16 protein-coding genes and 1 tRNA gene are annotated in these 14880 nt (G+C 64.2%); 11 read left to right on the forward strand and 6 right to left on the reverse strand.

Annotated features, from left to right (window positions below; all coding sequences use genetic code 11):
- Positions 1-77: 77 nt before the first annotated feature.
- The 3 genes from NYR54_RS15855 to tpiA all read right to left on the reverse strand — a co-directional run bounded on the left by NYR54_RS15855 (position 78) and on the right by tpiA (position 3189).
- Positions 78-1706 (reverse strand): CTP synthase, encoded by a 1629-nt coding sequence (locus NYR54_RS15855; RefSeq protein WP_261516677.1) that lies wholly within the window; start codon positions 1704-1706, stop codon positions 78-80.
- Between the two features lie 132 nt (positions 1707-1838).
- Entirely contained in the window at positions 1839-2288 is a 450-nt protein-coding gene (secG, locus tag NYR54_RS15860; protein ID WP_261516679.1) for a preprotein translocase subunit SecG, read from the reverse strand.
- Positions 2289-2421: 133 nt separating this feature from the next.
- Complete coding sequence (gene tpiA, locus NYR54_RS15865) at positions 2422-3189, reverse strand: triose-phosphate isomerase (RefSeq protein WP_261516680.1); 768 nt, start codon at positions 3187-3189, stop codon at positions 2422-2424.
- Positions 3190-3318: 129 nt separating this feature from the next.
- On the opposite strand from tpiA, the gene NYR54_RS15870 reads away from it, so the two are divergent.
- From NYR54_RS15870 to lexA, 6 genes are all read left to right on the forward strand, one after another.
- Entirely contained in the window at positions 3319-5205 is a 1887-nt protein-coding gene (locus NYR54_RS15870) for a peptidyl-prolyl cis-trans isomerase (protein ID WP_261516681.1), read from the forward strand.
- 4 nt (positions 5206-5209) lie between these two features.
- Entirely contained in the window at positions 5210-6226 is a 1017-nt protein-coding gene (gene trpD, locus NYR54_RS15875) for an anthranilate phosphoribosyltransferase (RefSeq protein WP_261516682.1), read from the forward strand.
- Between the two features lie 13 nt (positions 6227-6239).
- On the forward strand, positions 6240-7058 hold the full coding sequence (trpC, locus tag NYR54_RS15880; RefSeq protein ID WP_261516683.1) for an indole-3-glycerol phosphate synthase TrpC: 819 nt from the start codon (positions 6240-6242) through the stop codon (positions 7056-7058).
- 6 nt (positions 7059-7064) lie between these two features.
- Complete coding sequence (gene moaC / locus NYR54_RS15885; RefSeq protein ID WP_261516684.1) at positions 7065-7577, forward strand: cyclic pyranopterin monophosphate synthase MoaC; 513 nt, start codon at positions 7065-7067, stop codon at positions 7575-7577.
- Positions 7555-8760, forward strand: a complete 1206-nt coding sequence (locus tag NYR54_RS15890; RefSeq protein WP_261516696.1) for a molybdopterin molybdotransferase MoeA — start codon at positions 7555-7557, stop codon at positions 8758-8760. Before moaC ends, NYR54_RS15890 begins: the two co-directional genes overlap by 23 nt.
- 96 nt (positions 8761-8856) lie before the next feature.
- Positions 8857-9570 (forward strand): transcriptional repressor LexA, encoded by a 714-nt coding sequence (gene lexA / locus NYR54_RS15895; RefSeq protein WP_261516685.1) that lies wholly within the window; start codon positions 8857-8859, stop codon positions 9568-9570.
- A 122-nt stretch (positions 9571-9692) separates the two neighbouring features.
- Here lexA and gor read toward each other — a convergent pair whose 3' ends face one another.
- From gor to rpiA, 3 genes are all read right to left on the reverse strand, one after another.
- On the reverse strand, positions 9693-11078 hold the full coding sequence (gene gor, locus NYR54_RS15900) for a glutathione-disulfide reductase (protein ID WP_261516686.1): 1386 nt from the start codon (positions 11076-11078) through the stop codon (positions 9693-9695).
- Between the two features lie 132 nt (positions 11079-11210).
- A complete protein-coding gene (locus tag NYR54_RS15905; protein WP_261516697.1) occupies positions 11211-11750 on the reverse strand; it encodes a DUF2059 domain-containing protein in 540 nt (179 codons plus the stop codon).
- 55 nt (positions 11751-11805) lie between these two features.
- Positions 11806-12516, reverse strand: coding sequence for a ribose-5-phosphate isomerase RpiA (gene rpiA, locus NYR54_RS15910; RefSeq protein ID WP_261516687.1), 711 nt, complete (start codon positions 12514-12516; stop codon positions 11806-11808).
- Between the two features lie 118 nt (positions 12517-12634).
- Here rpiA and NYR54_RS15915 point away from each other — a divergent pair, with 118 nt between their 5' ends.
- The 5 genes from NYR54_RS15915 to NYR54_RS15930 form a co-directional block, all read left to right on the forward strand.
- A complete protein-coding gene (locus NYR54_RS15915) occupies positions 12635-13339 on the forward strand; it encodes an HAD family hydrolase (RefSeq protein ID WP_261516688.1) in 705 nt (234 codons plus the stop codon).
- 74 nt (positions 13340-13413) lie between these two features.
- Positions 13414-13488 (forward strand) — tRNA-Val (locus NYR54_RS15920).
- Positions 13489-13904: 416 nt separating this feature from the next.
- Positions 13905-14096 (forward strand): hypothetical protein, encoded by a 192-nt coding sequence (locus NYR54_RS15925; protein WP_261516689.1) that lies wholly within the window; start codon positions 13905-13907, stop codon positions 14094-14096.
- 104 nt (positions 14097-14200) lie between these two features.
- Positions 14201-14500, forward strand: coding sequence for a MerR family transcriptional regulator (locus NYR54_RS19370; protein ID WP_423738625.1), 300 nt, complete (start codon positions 14201-14203; stop codon positions 14498-14500).
- A gap of 165 nt (positions 14501-14665) precedes the next feature.
- The coding region (locus NYR54_RS15930; RefSeq protein WP_261516690.1) for a hypothetical protein at positions 14666-14880 on the forward strand (215 nt) is incomplete at its 3' end.

Below are 14880 nucleotides of genomic sequence, written 5' to 3' on the forward strand. Positions count from 1 at the left end.
TCTGCAGGGGTATTACAGCACTGCCCGCGCCCCTTATCCGAGATTTCCGGCCTATCGCAAGCCGTCAAGCAGCCCACTTACACCAGCCGCGACTGCTCCACGGCGGCGGCAATGAAGGAGGCGAAAAGCGGGTGCGGCTCGAAAGGCCGGCTCTTCAGTTCAGGATGATACTGAACGCCGATAAACCACGGATGATCCGCATATTCTATGGTCTCCGGCAGGACGCCATCGGGCGAAAGCCCGGAGAATGTCAGGCCGCAGGCCTCCAGCTTCTCGCGATAGCCGATGTTGACCTCGTAGCGATGGCGGTGACGCTCGGAAATCTCCTCGCATCCGTAGATCTGGGCGATCTTGGAGCCGGGCGCGAGCCGCGCCTGATATGCGCCGAGGCGCATGGTGCCGCCCAAGTCTCCCGACGCGGTGCGCTTCTCCAGCATGTTGCCGCGCAGCCATTCGGTCATCAGGCCGACCACGGGCTCGTCCGTCGGGCCGAATTCGGTCGAGGATGCGTTCTGGATGCCGGCTAGCGAGCGGGCCGCCTCGATGCAGGCCATCTGCATGCCGAAGCAGATGCCGAAATAGGGCACCTTGCGCTCACGCGCGAACTTGGCCGCAAGAATCTTCCCTTCCGAACCCCGCTCGCCGAAGCCGCCTGGCACAAGAATGCCGTGCACCTTCTCAAGCCAGGGCGCGGGGTCTTCCTTCTCGAAGATCTCCGATTCGATCCATTCGAGATTCACGCGAACCCGGTTCGCTATGCCACCATGCGTCAGCGCCTCGCTCAGCGACTTATAGGCATCCTTGAGGCCGGTATATTTGCCGACGATGGCGATCGTCACCTCGCCTTCCGGGTTGTGGATGCGGTTTGAAACCTCCAGCCAGCGCTCCATGCGCGGCTTGGGAGCCGGGTCGATCCCGAAAGCGGCGAGCACCTCCGAATCGAGCCCCTCCTTGTGATAGGCGAGTGGCACGTCGTAGATGTGCGCCACGTCGAGCGCCTGGATGACGGCGGATTCGCGCACATTGCAGAACAGCGAGAGCTTGCGCCGCTGCTCCTTCGGAATTTCCCGGTCCGCGCGGACAAGCAGGATATCAGGCGCGATGCCGATCGAGCGCAGCTCCTTCACCGAATGCTGGGTCGGCTTCGTCTTGAGTTCGCCCGCCGCCGGAATCCACGGCATCAGCGTCAGATGGATGTAGACGGCGCCGCCGCGCGGCAGCTCGTTGCCGAGCTGGCGGATGGCCTCCAGGAAGGGCATGGCCTCGATGTCACCCACCGTGCCGCCAATCTCGCACAGGACGAAATCGAACTCCTCATTGCCCTCGAGGATGAACTTCTTGATCTCGTCGGTGACGTGCGGGATCACCTGCACTGTGGCGCCGAGGTAGTCGCCCCGCCGCTCCTTTTCGATGATGTTCTGGTAGATACGGCCGGTGGTGATGTTGTCCTGCCGGTTCGCCGAGCGCCCGGTGAAGCGCTCGTAATGACCGAGGTCCAGGTCGGTCTCCGCTCCATCGTCGGTGACGAACACCTCACCATGCTGGTAAGGCGACATGGTGCCGGGATCGACGTTCAGATAAGGGTCGAGCTTCCTCAGCCGCACGCGGTAGCCACGCGCCTGAAGCAGCGCGCCGAGGGCCGCCGAAGCTATGCCTTTGCCAAGTGAGGAAACCACGCCGCCGGTTATGAAGACATATCGCGCCATGGGACTCATCGCTTAACCGGATGCGGCTGATTCCGCCACAATAAAATGCGCTCAGCCTTCTCAAATCTGAGCATAACTTCAGTACTGCCTGCCTTGGAAACCGTCTCTACGCAAAACCGCCGACAAGCGGGGCTATTGCCCCGTCGGCACCTGCGATTCAGGCGTTGCCTGCCCTTCCTCGGGTGCGGAAGGAGCGGCTTCCTCCGCCGGTGATGGGACGGAGCCTTCGCTATCCGCCGGAGCGCTTTCTGCCGGCGCAGGCGCGGTCGTCCCGCCGCCCAGCTCATCCAGAATGCCGGCGCCGCCGCCATCCTGTGGCAGGGTCTCCTGCGGCAGACGGTCGAATATATCCGTCGGCTGGCCCTGATAACGGGCAAGGAGCGACAGGCCGAGAGAGGTCGCGAAAAAGGCCACCGCCAGGATTGCCGTCGTGCGGGTGAGCGCGTTTGCTGCACCGCGCGCCGACATGAACCCGGCACCGCCGCCAATGCCCAAGCCTCCGCCCTCGGAGCGCTGCATGAGAATCAGACCGACCAGCGCAATCACGACAAGCAGATGAATGACAATCAGGATTGTAGCCATGAGTTCCTTCCGGCGCTCGGGGACGCGGTACAGCCAGTCCGCGGACGCGGCTCATTACACGGCTTTGGCCGCTTTTCCAAGTCCAACCTCAAATAGGGATCCGGTCCTCCAATGCAAGCATCGGGGCGTCAAGTCAAACCAGACGCGCGGCCGCGGCAATCGACAGGAAATCGGCCGCCTTCAGGCTCGCCCCGCCAATGAGCGCGCCATCCACATTGGGGACCGACAGCAATTCGCGCGCATTGCCGGGCTTCACCGACCCGCCATAGAGGATACGCATGGCACGCGCATTTTCCTGCCCGATCCGGCCTTCGAGCTCCCGGCGGATATGGGCATGGGCTTCAGCCACATCGTCTGCCGTCGGCGTCAGGCCCGTGCCAATCGCCCACACCGGCTCGTATGCGATCACGGTGCTGGCGGCGGTGGCTCCTTCGGGGACGGAACCCGCAATCTGCCGGGAAAGGACGGCGAGCGTTTCTCCGGCTTCCCGCTCGGCCTTCGTCTCGCCGATGCAGACAATGGCCATGAGACCCGCCCGCCAGACGGCCTTCGCCTTTGCCGCGACCTCGACATCGCTTTCGCCATGGTCCGCGCGGCGTTCCGAATGCCCCACGATCACATAGGCCGCACCGCAGTCGGCCAGCATCTCGGCGGCGATATCGCCCGTATGGGCGCCGCTTTCCTCCGCGTGGCAATCCTGGCCGCCGGCGGCTACCGGCGTGCCACGAAGCGTCTCGCTCGCTCGCGCAAGCAGGGTGGCGGGAACGCAGATGACGCCATCAGCAGATTCGCCCGCAGCTTCCGCGAAGCCTTCCCCTATCGCCCTCAGTTCGCCCAGCCAGGCGCTGGTCCCGTGCATTTTCCAGTTGCCCGCGATCAGAGGGCGGATTCCCGGCGTCATGACAGCCTCCGTGGTTTAAGATCGTTGCGCGGCGGCCTGTTCACTATCAAAAAGGCGCCACAAAGCAATCGACAGCAGCGCCACGGGACGCTATTCCCGGAAGCTGCAGAAGAACAGCTCGGGAATGCCATGCTCGACAGCCTCAGAAAAGCCGCCAACACATGGGTCGCCAAACTTCTTCTCGGTCTTCTGGTGGTGAGTTTTGCCATCTGGGGCATTTCCGGCCAGCTTTTCACCGGCGTCGGGAATGACGTGCTGACGGCCGGCCGCACCTCCGTCTCCATGCTCGATTTCCGGCTCGCTTATGACCGCCGCGTGCGGGAGATCTCGAACAGCCTCGGCACCCGGCTCACCCGGCAGCAGGCCGCCGCGCTCGGCGTGGAGGATCAGGTGCTGGCGGAGCTCGCCGCGGGCGCGGCACTCGACGAAACGGCGCGGCGGATCGGGCTTGGCGTGTCTCAGGACAGGCTGGCGCAGCTTGCCGCCTCCGACCCCGCGTTTCGCGGCGCGAACGGGCGGTTCGACCGCAGTCAGTTCGAATATATCCTGAGGCAGATCGGGATGAGCCCGCAGGCCTATCTTGCGAACCAGGAAAAGGCCGTCATGCGGTCGCAGATCGTGGACGCGGTGGCTGAGGGCGTGACGCCGCCCGATCTTCTTCTGCGCAACGTGGCGCTCTATCGCGGCGAGGACCGCACGGTCGAATATGTTGCCCTGCCCCGCTCTCTGGTCGAGCCCATCGAGCCGCCGCAGGAGGACGTGCTCAAGAGCTGGTTCGAGGAGCGCAAGAACGATTATGCCGCTCCCGAATACCGGCGCATTGACTATGTGAAGCTTGAGGCGGAGGATATCGCCGATCCCTCCGTCATCTCCGACGAACAGGTCAAGGCCGCCTACGAGCAGCAGAAGGCGCGCTACACCAAGCCGGAGCGGCGCACCATCGAACAGCTTACCTTCTCCGACAAGGAAGCCGCCGCAGCAGCGCGCGAGAGCCTGCGCGCCGGTACCACCTTCGAGGATCTGGTCGAAAGAGAGGGGCGCACGCTCGAGGATGTGAGCCTCGGTTCCCTAGCGCGCGGCGAAATCGCCGACGATGCGATTGCCGAGGCGGCCTTCTCCCTGGCTGAGGGCCAGGTGAGCGATGTCGTCGACGGCGTTTTCGGCCCGGTGCTTCTGCGGGTGAGCAAAATCGAGCCTGAAACGGTGACGCCGCTCGAGGAGGTGCGCGATGAAATCCGCCAGGAGCTCGCACTCGAAGAGGCAAGCCGGCTCGTGATCGACACTTATGATGCCTATGAGGATGCGCGCGCGGGCGGCGCAACCCTTCAGGAGGCCGCCGAGCAGCTGAACCTGACCGTGCGCACGATCGAGGCGGTGGACAGCGAAGGCCTGGGCCCAGATGGCACGGCGGTCACGAATATTCCCCGCGTGCGGGAGCTCATCCAGGAAGCCTTCCAGACGGAGGTGGGCGTCGAGAATTCGCCGATCGCGATCGGCAGCAACGGCTTCCTGTTCTACGAGGTCAGCGAGGTGATCCCCGCGCGCGAGCGCACCTTCGAAGAGGTCCACGACAAGGTGCTTGCCGACTGGACAGAAGCGGAGGCCGTCGCGCGGCTCAGCGCGCGCGCCAAGGAGCTGGAAAAGGAACTGGAAGACGGAAAATCGCTGGATGAGATCGCGGCCGAGATCGGCCAGGAAAAGCTCGTCAAGCGCGGCATCAAGCGGGAGGCGAACGACCCGGATATCGGGCGAGCGGGCGTGGAGGCCGTCTTTGCCGAGCCGAAGGGCGGCGTGGGAATCTTCCCCAACCCGACCGGCCAGGGGCAGTATCTCTTCAAGATCACCGAGGTGTTCGAGCCTGCTTCGGCTTCCGCCGAAAGCCTGCCGGACGAGGTTGTCGAAAGCATTACCCAAGGCATCGAAAACGATCTGCTCGACCAGCTTGTCGCAAGGCTTCAGGCCGAGCATGAGGTGACCGTGAACCGGACCGCGATGCAGCAAGCGCTGAACTTCTGAAGCCATGCCCGACCTCAAGACCCATATCGCCAAGGTGGCGGCAGGAACCGCGCTCAGCTTCGCCGAGGCGCGCGAAGCCTTCGAGATCATCATGTCGGGCGAAGCCACGCCCAGCCAGATCGGCGGGTTCCTGATAGCGCTGCGCGTGCGCGGCGAGACGGTGGACGAAATCAGCGGCGCCGTCGATACGATGCGCGCGAAGATGCTTCCGGTGGCGGCGCCCGAAAACGCGATCGACATTGTGGGCACCGGCGGAGACGCCTCCGGCACCTACAATGTTTCCACTTGCGCGGCCTTCATCGTGGCCGGATGTGGTGTACCCGTGGCCAAGCACGGCAACCGCGCCCTCTCCTCGCGCTCCGGCGCGGCCGACAGTCTCGCGGCCCTTGGCGTGAACATAGAAATCGGCCCCGACCGGATCGCGGCCTGCATTGCGGAGGCAGGCGTGGGCTTCATGTTCGCGCCCAACCATCACGCGGCCATGCGCCATGTGGGACCGACACGCGTGGAGCTCGGCACGCGCACCATCTTCAATCTTCTGGGCCCGCTTTCCAACCCGGCAGGCGTGAAGCGGCAGCTCGTCGGCGTCTTCTCGCCGCAATGGGTAGAGCCGCTGGCGCAGGTGCTGAAGCAGCTTGGTTCCGAGAGCGTCTGGGTCGTGCACGGCGACGGGCTGGACGAGATGACCACGACGGGCACCACCACGGTCGCGGCACTTGAAGACGGCAAGATCCGAACCTTCGAGCTGACACCGGAGGATGCGGGCCTTCCGCGCGCCGACCCAGCCCAGCTCAAGGGAGGCGACGGCGCTCAGAACGCGAAGGCGTTGCGAGCGGTGCTGGAAGGCGAGAAGAACGCCTATCGCGACATAGCCCTTCTGAATGCCGCGGGCGCCCTCGTCGTCGCGGGCAAGGCGGCGGGCCTGAAACAGGGCGTTGCCCTGGCGGCCGAATCGATCGACAGCGGCCGGGCGCTTGCCACGCTCGAAAAGCTGGTCGAAGTTTCGAACCGCGCCTCCTGAATGGCAGCGTCCCATGACCGACATCCTACGCAAGATCGAAGCCTATAAGCGCGAGGAGATCGCAGCTGCGAAAGCCGCCCTGCCGCTTGCGGAAGTCAGGGCCCGCGCCCGCGATGCCGAGCCCCTGCGCGGCTTTGCTGCGGCACTTGCGGCAAAGCTGGCCGAAGGCAGCTTCGCGCTCATCGCCGAAGTCAAGAAGGCTAGCCCCTCGAAGGGACTCATTCGCGCGGATTTCGATCCGCCCGCGCTGGCGCAGGCCTATGAGCGCGGGGGCGCTGCGTGCCTTTCGGTACTGACCGACCGGCCGTCCTTCCAGGGCGCGCCGGAATATCTCAAACAGGCGCGGGCGGCTGTCCGCCTGCCGGTCCTGCGCAAGGATTTCCTGTTCGAGCCCTATCAGGTCTATGAAGCCCGCGCATGGGGCGCCGATGCGATCCTCATCATCATGGCGAGCGTGACGGACGCTGAAGCCCAGGCCCTTGAGGAAGCCGCCGCAGAGCTGGATATGGACGTGCTGGTCGAGGTGCACGACGAAGCAGAGCTTGAACGCGCACTGAAGCTCTCTTCGGCCCTTGTCGGCATCAACAACCGCGACCTGCGAACGTTCGAGACGCGGCTCGAGACCAGCGAGCGGCTCGCCCCGATCGTTCCGGAGGGCCGGATCGTGGTGGGCGAAAGCGGCATCTTCTCCCATGCCGACTGCCAGCGGCTGGCGAAGGCCGGCATTTCGACCTTCCTCGTGGGCGAAAGCCTGATGCGCCAGGACGACGTGGAGCAGGCCACCCGGGCGCTTCTGGGGCTTGCACCGGCCGCCGCTCCGGCCGGAGGTTAGTCTAGGATGAGCGCCGACGGGGAGAAGAAACTCACCCATCTTGCCGCCGATGGCAGCGCGCAGATGGTGGATGTCGGCGGAAAACCCGAGACCGAACGCACGGCCATAGCCGAGGGCGCGGTCGTCATGGCTCCCGAAACGCTTCAGGCCATCATCAGCGGCAACATGAAGAAAGGCGATGTGGTCGCGGTGGCGCGGATTGCCGGCATCATGGCAGCCAAGAGAACGCACGATCTCATTCCCCTCTGCCATCCGCTAGCGCTGACCAAGATCGCGGTGGACATAGAGCCGGACGAGACGCTGCCCGGCCTGCGCGTTCAGGCATTGGCGCGCGTTACCGGAAGGACCGGGGTGGAGATGGAGGCGCTGACGGCCGCTTCTGTCGCATGCCTTACGATCTATGATATGGCCAAGGCGCTCGACAAGAAGATGGTGATCACCGGTCTCCGGCTTCTGGAAAAGACGGGCGGCCGGTCCGGAATCTGGCGTGCGGAAGATGTCCCTGCTGCCGGTCGATGAGGCACTGGAGCGCGTGCTGGAAGGCCTTCGCCCGCTGCCGGCGGAGGACGTGCCCCTTGAAGAGGCCGTAGGCCGCTCGCTGACGGGGTCCCTGCGCGCGTTGCGCACCCAGCCGCCCTTCGATGCCTCGGCCATGGACGGCTATGCCGTCCGCTCGGACGACGTCAGGGAAGTGCCGGCGGAGCTCACGGTGATCGGCGTTTCGGCTGCCGGGCAGCGATTCACGGGGACGGTCGGGCCCGGAGAGGCCGTGCGCATCTTCACCGGCGCGCCCGTGCCGGAAGGGGCCGATGCCATTCTCCTCCAGGAAAACGCTGAACCGGTTGCGGACCGGCGCATCCGGGCGCTCGAACCGGTTGCGCCGGGACGGCACATAAGGCGCGCCGGGCTCGACTTCCGCGAGGGCGACGTGGTGCTCGAAGACCGGCGCATTCTCGATCCCGCCGCCATATCGCTGGCGGCGGCCGCCGGCCACCCGCGCCTCACCGTAGCCCGGCGCCCGCTCGTTGCCGTGATCGCGACCGGCGACGAGTTGGTTCCTCCGGGTACCCTGCCCGGCCCCGACCAGATCGTGGCCTCCAACAGCTTCGGCATCGCCGCGCTCGCCCGCCAGGACGGCGCAGACGTGCTCGACCTCGGCATCGCCCCGGACCGCAAGGAGGCGATCGCGGAGACCTTGCGCAAGGCGCTCTTAGCCTCGGCCGACCTGATCGTCACGCTGGGCGGCGCGTCCGTGGGCGAGCACGACCTCGTGCGGGCGGCCCTCGCCGAAGCAGGCGCACAGCTTTCCTTCTGGAAAATCGCCATGCGGCCCGGCAAGCCTCTCATGTTCGCCCGCCTGGGCAAGGCGCGAGTTCTGGGACTGCCCGGCAATCCGGTTTCAAGCCTCGTCTGCGCGCATCTCTTCCTGCGGCCGATGATTGCCCGTCTTTCGGGCCGAATCTATGCGCCCGATCTGCGTCCTGCCGTGCTTGCGCGCCCCATGAAAGCCAATGACGGGCGGCGCGACTATGTGCGCGCTACGGTCGCCAGCGGCCCCGGAGGCCTCATCGCGACCCCCTTCGAGCGGCAGGATTCCTCCATGCTCACCACACTCGCCGCCGCCAACGCCCTTATCGTACGCGAGCCCCATGCGCCCGCCGCCGAGGCAGGCGCGCGCTGCCAGGTGCTCGTACTGCGTTAACCCTCCATCAGCCATATCTTTTTATTGTTGCAGAACACAACTGGAACATATAGTGTATGTTCTGGTTTTGTTTATGGCTGATTCCGGGTTGGTGCCATGCTCACGCGCAAACAGCACGAGTTGCTGCTCTTCATTCATGAGCGGCTTAAAGAGACAGGCATTCCGCCATCCTTCGATGAAATGAAGGATGCGCTGGACCTGGCGTCGAAGTCCGGCATCCACCGGCTGATCACCGCGCTCGAGGAACGCGGCTTCATCCGCCGCCTTCCCAACCGGGCGCGGGCGCTGGAAGTGCTGCGCCTTCCCGAATCGATCGCGCCCGGGCTTGGCGGCCCGCGCCGCTTCTCGCCCAGCGTCATCGAGGGCGGGCAAGGCAGGCAGGCGGTTGCGCAGGCAAGGCCGGCCGCCGGCAACGATGACGTGCCAGCCACGGTCTCGATCCCGGTGATGGGGCGGATTGCGGCCGGTGTTCCTATCGAGGCCATCCAGCATCAGACCCATGAGATCGGCGTTCCGCCGGACATGATCTCCGGCGGTGAGCATTTCGCGCTTGAGGTCAAGGGCGATTCGATGATCGAGGCCGGCATTCTGGACGGCGATACGGTCATCATACGCCAGACGCAAACGGCCAATCCCGGCGACATCGTCGTCGCACTTGTGGATGACGAGGAGGCAACGCTGAAGCGCTTCCGCCGCAAGGGGGCTTCCATTGCGCTGGAGGCGGCCAATCCCGCCTATGAAACGCGGATTTTCGGCCCCGACAGGGTAAAGGTGCAGGGTCGGCTCGTCGGCCTCATCCGCCGCTATTGACCCGCGCCGGCGCGGCAGGCGCGTCGTGGCTCACGCGCCCTCCGCCTGAGCCGTCCAGCTGGGTGAGAAACAGGATGGATTCACCCCGGCGGGGAATGGTTCAAGCCCGACCGCGAACGGTCCTATCCAACCCGCTCGCCGTTCCGCACGCGGTAGGTCGGCTGATACATGGTCACCAGTTCTTCCGCGGCGGTGGGATGAACGGCCATGGTGCGGTCGAAGGCGTCCTTGGTCAGTCCAGCCTTGACGGGGATGGCCAGAAGCTGGGCCATCTCGCCGGCGTCCGGCCCCAGCACATGAGCGCCAAGCACGCGGCGCGAGGCGGCGTCCACCACCAGCTTCATGATCATCTTGTCCTGCCGCCCTGCAAGCGTATGGCGCATGGGGCGGAAGCTCGCGCGGTAGATTTCCAGCTCCTCGTAGCGCTTGGCCGCCGCCTCTTCGGTCATGCCCACCGTGCCGATTTCAGGCTGCGAGAAGACCGCCGTGGCGATATCTTGATGATCCACCGGTGTCGGATTGCCCTTGAAGACGGTTTCCACGAAGCACATGGCCTCGTGAATGGCGACCGGCGTAAGCTGCACCCGGTCGGTCACGTCTCCGATGGCCCATATGTTTTCCACATTGGTGCGGGAATAGGCGTCAACCAGAATCTCGCCGCGCGCACCGGTCTTCACTCCCGCGGCATCCAGGCCCAGCTCTTCGGTGTTCGGTATCCGTCCGATTGCGAGCATGACCTTGTCGAAGGTCTTGGTGCTGCCTGACTTGAGCCGCACATCAAAGCGCCCGTCGTCGCGCTTCTCGACGGCCTCGAAAATGTCCTGGCAGAGGATGCGTATACCCTTCGCTTCCATCGCCTCGTGCAGGCCGCGCCGTAGGTCGCCGTCGAAACGGCCGAGGATTTCCTTGCCGCGGTAAACGAGCGTCGTCTCGACGCCGAGCCCGTGGAAGATGTTGGCGAACTCGACCGCGATGTAGCCACCCCCCTCTATGGCGATGCTGCGGGGCAATTCCTCGAGATCGAAGGCCTCGTTGGAGAAGATGCAATGCTCGTTCCCCGGCAGCGCCGCGTGCGGGTTCGGGCGGCTGCCGGTGGCAATCAGGATGGTCTCCGCCGTAACCGTGCTGCCGCCCACCTGCACCGTGTGCGGGTCTAGAAGGACCGCCCGGGCCTCGAAGATGCGCGCACCAGCATTCTCCAGCCCCTTTCTGTAGAGCGCCTCGAGGCGGGCGATCTCCAGGTTCTTGTTGGCCACCAGAAGCGGCCAGTCGAAGCGCGTTTCGCCGACGGTCCAGCCATACCCGGCCGCATCCTGAAAGTGCTCGGGAAACTGCGAGGCGTAGACGAAGAGCTTCTTCGGGACACATCCGCGGATGACGCAGGTGCCGCCGAAGCGGTATTCCTCGGCGATGGCCACGCGCTTGCCCATGGAGGCGGCGAGCCGGCCAGCCCTCACGCCGCCGGAGCCGCCGCCGATGACAAAGAGGTCGAAATCGAATTTCGGCATGGCTTTCCCTTCCGCTTCTGTTGGCCGGCTCCTCTCAGCTATGACTTCACGGACCAAAAGAAAAGCCCGGCGCGAGGCCGGGCTTCGATGTCTCGGTTTTCAGGTGCATGGCAACGAAGGCCGGCCTAGGACCTACTGGCTGTCGGCCGAGCCTTCCTCCTCGCCCAGCTGTTCGATCGTCTCGTCCTCGACGGCAGGCGCCTGCGAGCCCACGGCGGCCTGTAGCGTTTCAGTCACGCTGTTGGCGAGATCGCGGATGATGCCGCGGCGCCAGATTTCCGCGGCGCGGAACACCTCGCGCGTGACGATCGGTCCTTCGGAGAGAAGCTTCTTGCCCGTAGGCGAATTGTAGAATTCGGTGATGTTCTGCAGGTCCTCCTGGGTAAAGACGCGCGCATAGGCAAGCGCAGCCTCCCGCTCCAGATCCGCGCGGCGGCTCGCCAGTTCCAGCGCCTTCTCGTCCACCGTGGCGTTGATCAGTTCCTCCAGATTCGGGCTCTGCTGGATGAGCTCGACTTTGAGGCCCTGCGCGGCCCGGGGGAGAATATTGTCGAACTCGTCAGTGGCGTTGATGGCATCGACGGCAGCGCGCGCGGCCTGCAGATGTTCCTCCGGTATCTCCTGGGCGCTGACCGGAACGCACAGCACCGACAAGGCCATTATGGCGGTCATTGCGAGCGCACGAGCGTCTTTGGCCAATGTCATCTTCTTCCACTCCATCGTGTCTTTATGTCCTGTCATGGGTTGCCGCATCGAGGGTCCTCACGCCGTCCGTGCCCGCAACGATTGCGAGATCCGCAAGGCCAATGAAGAGTCCGTGTTCGACAACGCCAGGGATTTCCTTGAGAGCGTCCGCAAGGGCTCTTGGCTCGGGAATGCGGCCAAAAGATGCGTCGACAATGAAATGTCCGCCATCGGTGACGAACGGGCCGTCTCCCGCCATCCGGGTCTTCAGCGTGCCCGACAGGCCGAGCCGTCCCGCCGCCCGCTCGATGGCGAGCCTGGTCGCTCCGAGGCCGAAGGGATTGACCTCCACGGGCAGCGGAAAGCGGCCGAGCTCCCCAACCAGCTTGGTCTCGTCGGCGATCACGATCATGCGGCGCGAAGCCGCGGCCACGATCTTCTCGCGCAGAAGCGCCCCGCCTCCCCCCTTGACGAGGACCAGGCCGGGGCCGATCTCGTCCGCGCCGTCGACGGTGAGGTCCAGTTCGGGCAGTTCGTCCAGTGTGGAGAGCGGGACGGACAGCTCCCGGCAAAGCCGGGCCGTACGCTCCGACGTGGGCACGCCGACAACACTCAGGCCTTCGGCGACCCGCTCCGCCAGAAGCCGCACGAATTCCTCTGCGGTCGAGCCAGTGCCGATACCGAGTTTCATGCCGTTTTCGACATGGTCGAGCGCCGCACGTGCGGCCTTTATCTTCAGTGTTGTCGCGTCCATGTGCATCCCTGCCCGCCTGCGGCTGTCTAGCCCGTTTCGGCCCGTCCCGCAAATGGCTTCCTTGTGGAGGCAGCGCCGAAGGTCTATCCCCTTTCCCAGAAGTCAACAGGAATACGTCATGGCAGCGCCAATTCTCGTCTTCGACCTCGATGGAACTCTGATCGACACCGCACCCGATCTGCTCGACAGCCTCAATCACTGCCTGCGTGCAGCACGCGTGCCGGAGGCAAAAGCCGAGGAGATGCGCATGCTGGTCGGCTCCGGCAGCCGGGCCATGATCGCCCGCGCCTTTGCCAATCACGGCCGGCCGCTCACCGAAAGCGAGCTCGATTCGCTGCAGGCGCTTTTCCTCGAACACTATGCCGCGAGGATGCCCGGCCGCTCGCGCCCTTTTCCGGGCGTGATCGAGGCTCTGGCGCGCTTTCGCGAGGCGGGCTTCATCGCCGCCGTCTGCACTAACAAGCTTGAGCATCTGTCGCGGAAGCTCATCGGGAAACTGGAACTGGATGGGGCTTTTGAGGTCATATGCGGGGCGGACACCTTCCCTTACCGCAAGCCGGATCCCCGCCACCTCACCGACACCATCCTGCGCGCCGGCGGCGATCCGGAACGCGCGCTCATGATCGGCGATTCGCGCACGGACATCGACACGGCAAAGACGGCGGGCATTCCCGTGGTGGCGGTCGATTTCGGCTACACGGACCAGCCGGTCCACGTCTTCGAGCCCGATCGTATCATCTCGCATTTCGACGAACTGACGGTGGATCTTGCCGAAAGCCTTATCGCAGCGGCCGCGGGCCAACCCGCATCTCACGCGATGTGATGTAGGACAGCGCCTTGACTTAGCCCCCGAGCCACCCTTATATCGCCGCGCGTTCACGGCACTGGCCGGTGAGCGGGCGCGTAGCTCAGCGGGAGAGCACACCCTTCACACGGGTGGGGTCGTAGGTTCAATCCCTACCGCGCCCACCATTTTTTTATGTAAGTATGATTGAAGCACGTCCCTCGCCTCGGTGAGGTCGGCTGGCCGGTCGTGCCGGGAAACGGGCCTGCCCTGCCCTTCAAAGCGCGTACAATGTTGGTGTGCGGAGTGGTTGTACCGGCCGCTGCGGGAGGCAATTTGCAGCCTGATAGCGGGCAATAAAAATCCCGCCGAAGCAGATTCAGCAGTCCTATTGCGGCGCCACAGCGTTGTCTCGCACGCATGGCGAACTCCGGTTCCGCTCGCGAATCGGGGTTGGAGGGACACGATCATGGTCCAGGCGGCCTGCCGGCCGTCCGTCCGGACCTCCCTCCTTTCCACAAGATTTTCTTTTTTACTACTCGCGGATAGGTTGCGCGAGATTGGTAAATATGCTGCCTTCCCTCGGCTCTGGGGAGGGTTGGGGATGCGCATGCTGCTTACCATTGATCTGTCGATTGATGAGGCGATCGCGCTCAAGCGCTTTCGCAATGGCCAGGAACTGCCGTCGCTCGAGGCCGCCGCTGCGCGTGCCTTACGCGAATATCTCAGCAGAACCGGCCACCTTAAGCTGTTCGCCAAATTTGACGAGGACAGCGAAGTGGCGGGAACGGCGTAGGGCCGAGCTGCTTCGGCGCGGCCTGAAAAAGTGACTGTCTGGACCATATCTTAACGGTTGGCTGCGCTACAATATGAGCATGAGCGAAGCTGGCCAGGAAAACCGTGATTGCGGTCTTTACGGCCGATCAGGCGTCTCGCCTCACTGGTGTGAGCAGGCGTCAGCTTGGCTCGTGGGATCGTAACGGCTTTTTCAAGCCGAGCATCGTTTACGGCGAGCGCGGCGCCTACGCTCGCCTCTACTCGTTTCGCGACCTTCTATCTCTTAAGGTGCTTAATCAGCTCCGCAACAAAACGCGTGTGAGCCTGGATCATCTGAGAGAGGTCAAACGTGATCTCTCCCATCTGGGCGAATATATGAGGGGTTCCAGTATCGGTTGGCAGCGTCCTCGAGAAAGCCGGTGATGAAGTGACCCTGTTTGACAACAGCGGCCTTGCAAAAGGATCTCCTGATCCCGTCGTATGCGCTGCCGCCGAGTCTCACGAAGCCATCCTTGTCGCGGCGGATTACGGCATGAAGAGGTCGCCATAGGACATGGCATAGCCAAGGCGAGATTCAAGACAATGGGCTTGATCCGATTCGAATGCCGGAAGCCCAATTGCGCCGCCAGGATTGAAGTCGCTTTATCCCTCATCGAACATGAGTGGCAAAAGGTTGTTGAAGGCCAATGTGCAAGGCTCTTCATCGCCATCGGTGAAGCAACAATCGATGATGTCCCGAGAGGTGGTGTAGCTTATGCGATCGCCGTGCCTTCCGGACTGTGCCGGATCAGCTTGCCGCAGCG

This window comes from Chelativorans petroleitrophicus, from assembly GCF_025398195.1.
Lineage (GTDB): Bacteria > Pseudomonadota > Alphaproteobacteria > Rhizobiales > Rhizobiaceae > Chelativorans > Chelativorans petroleitrophicus.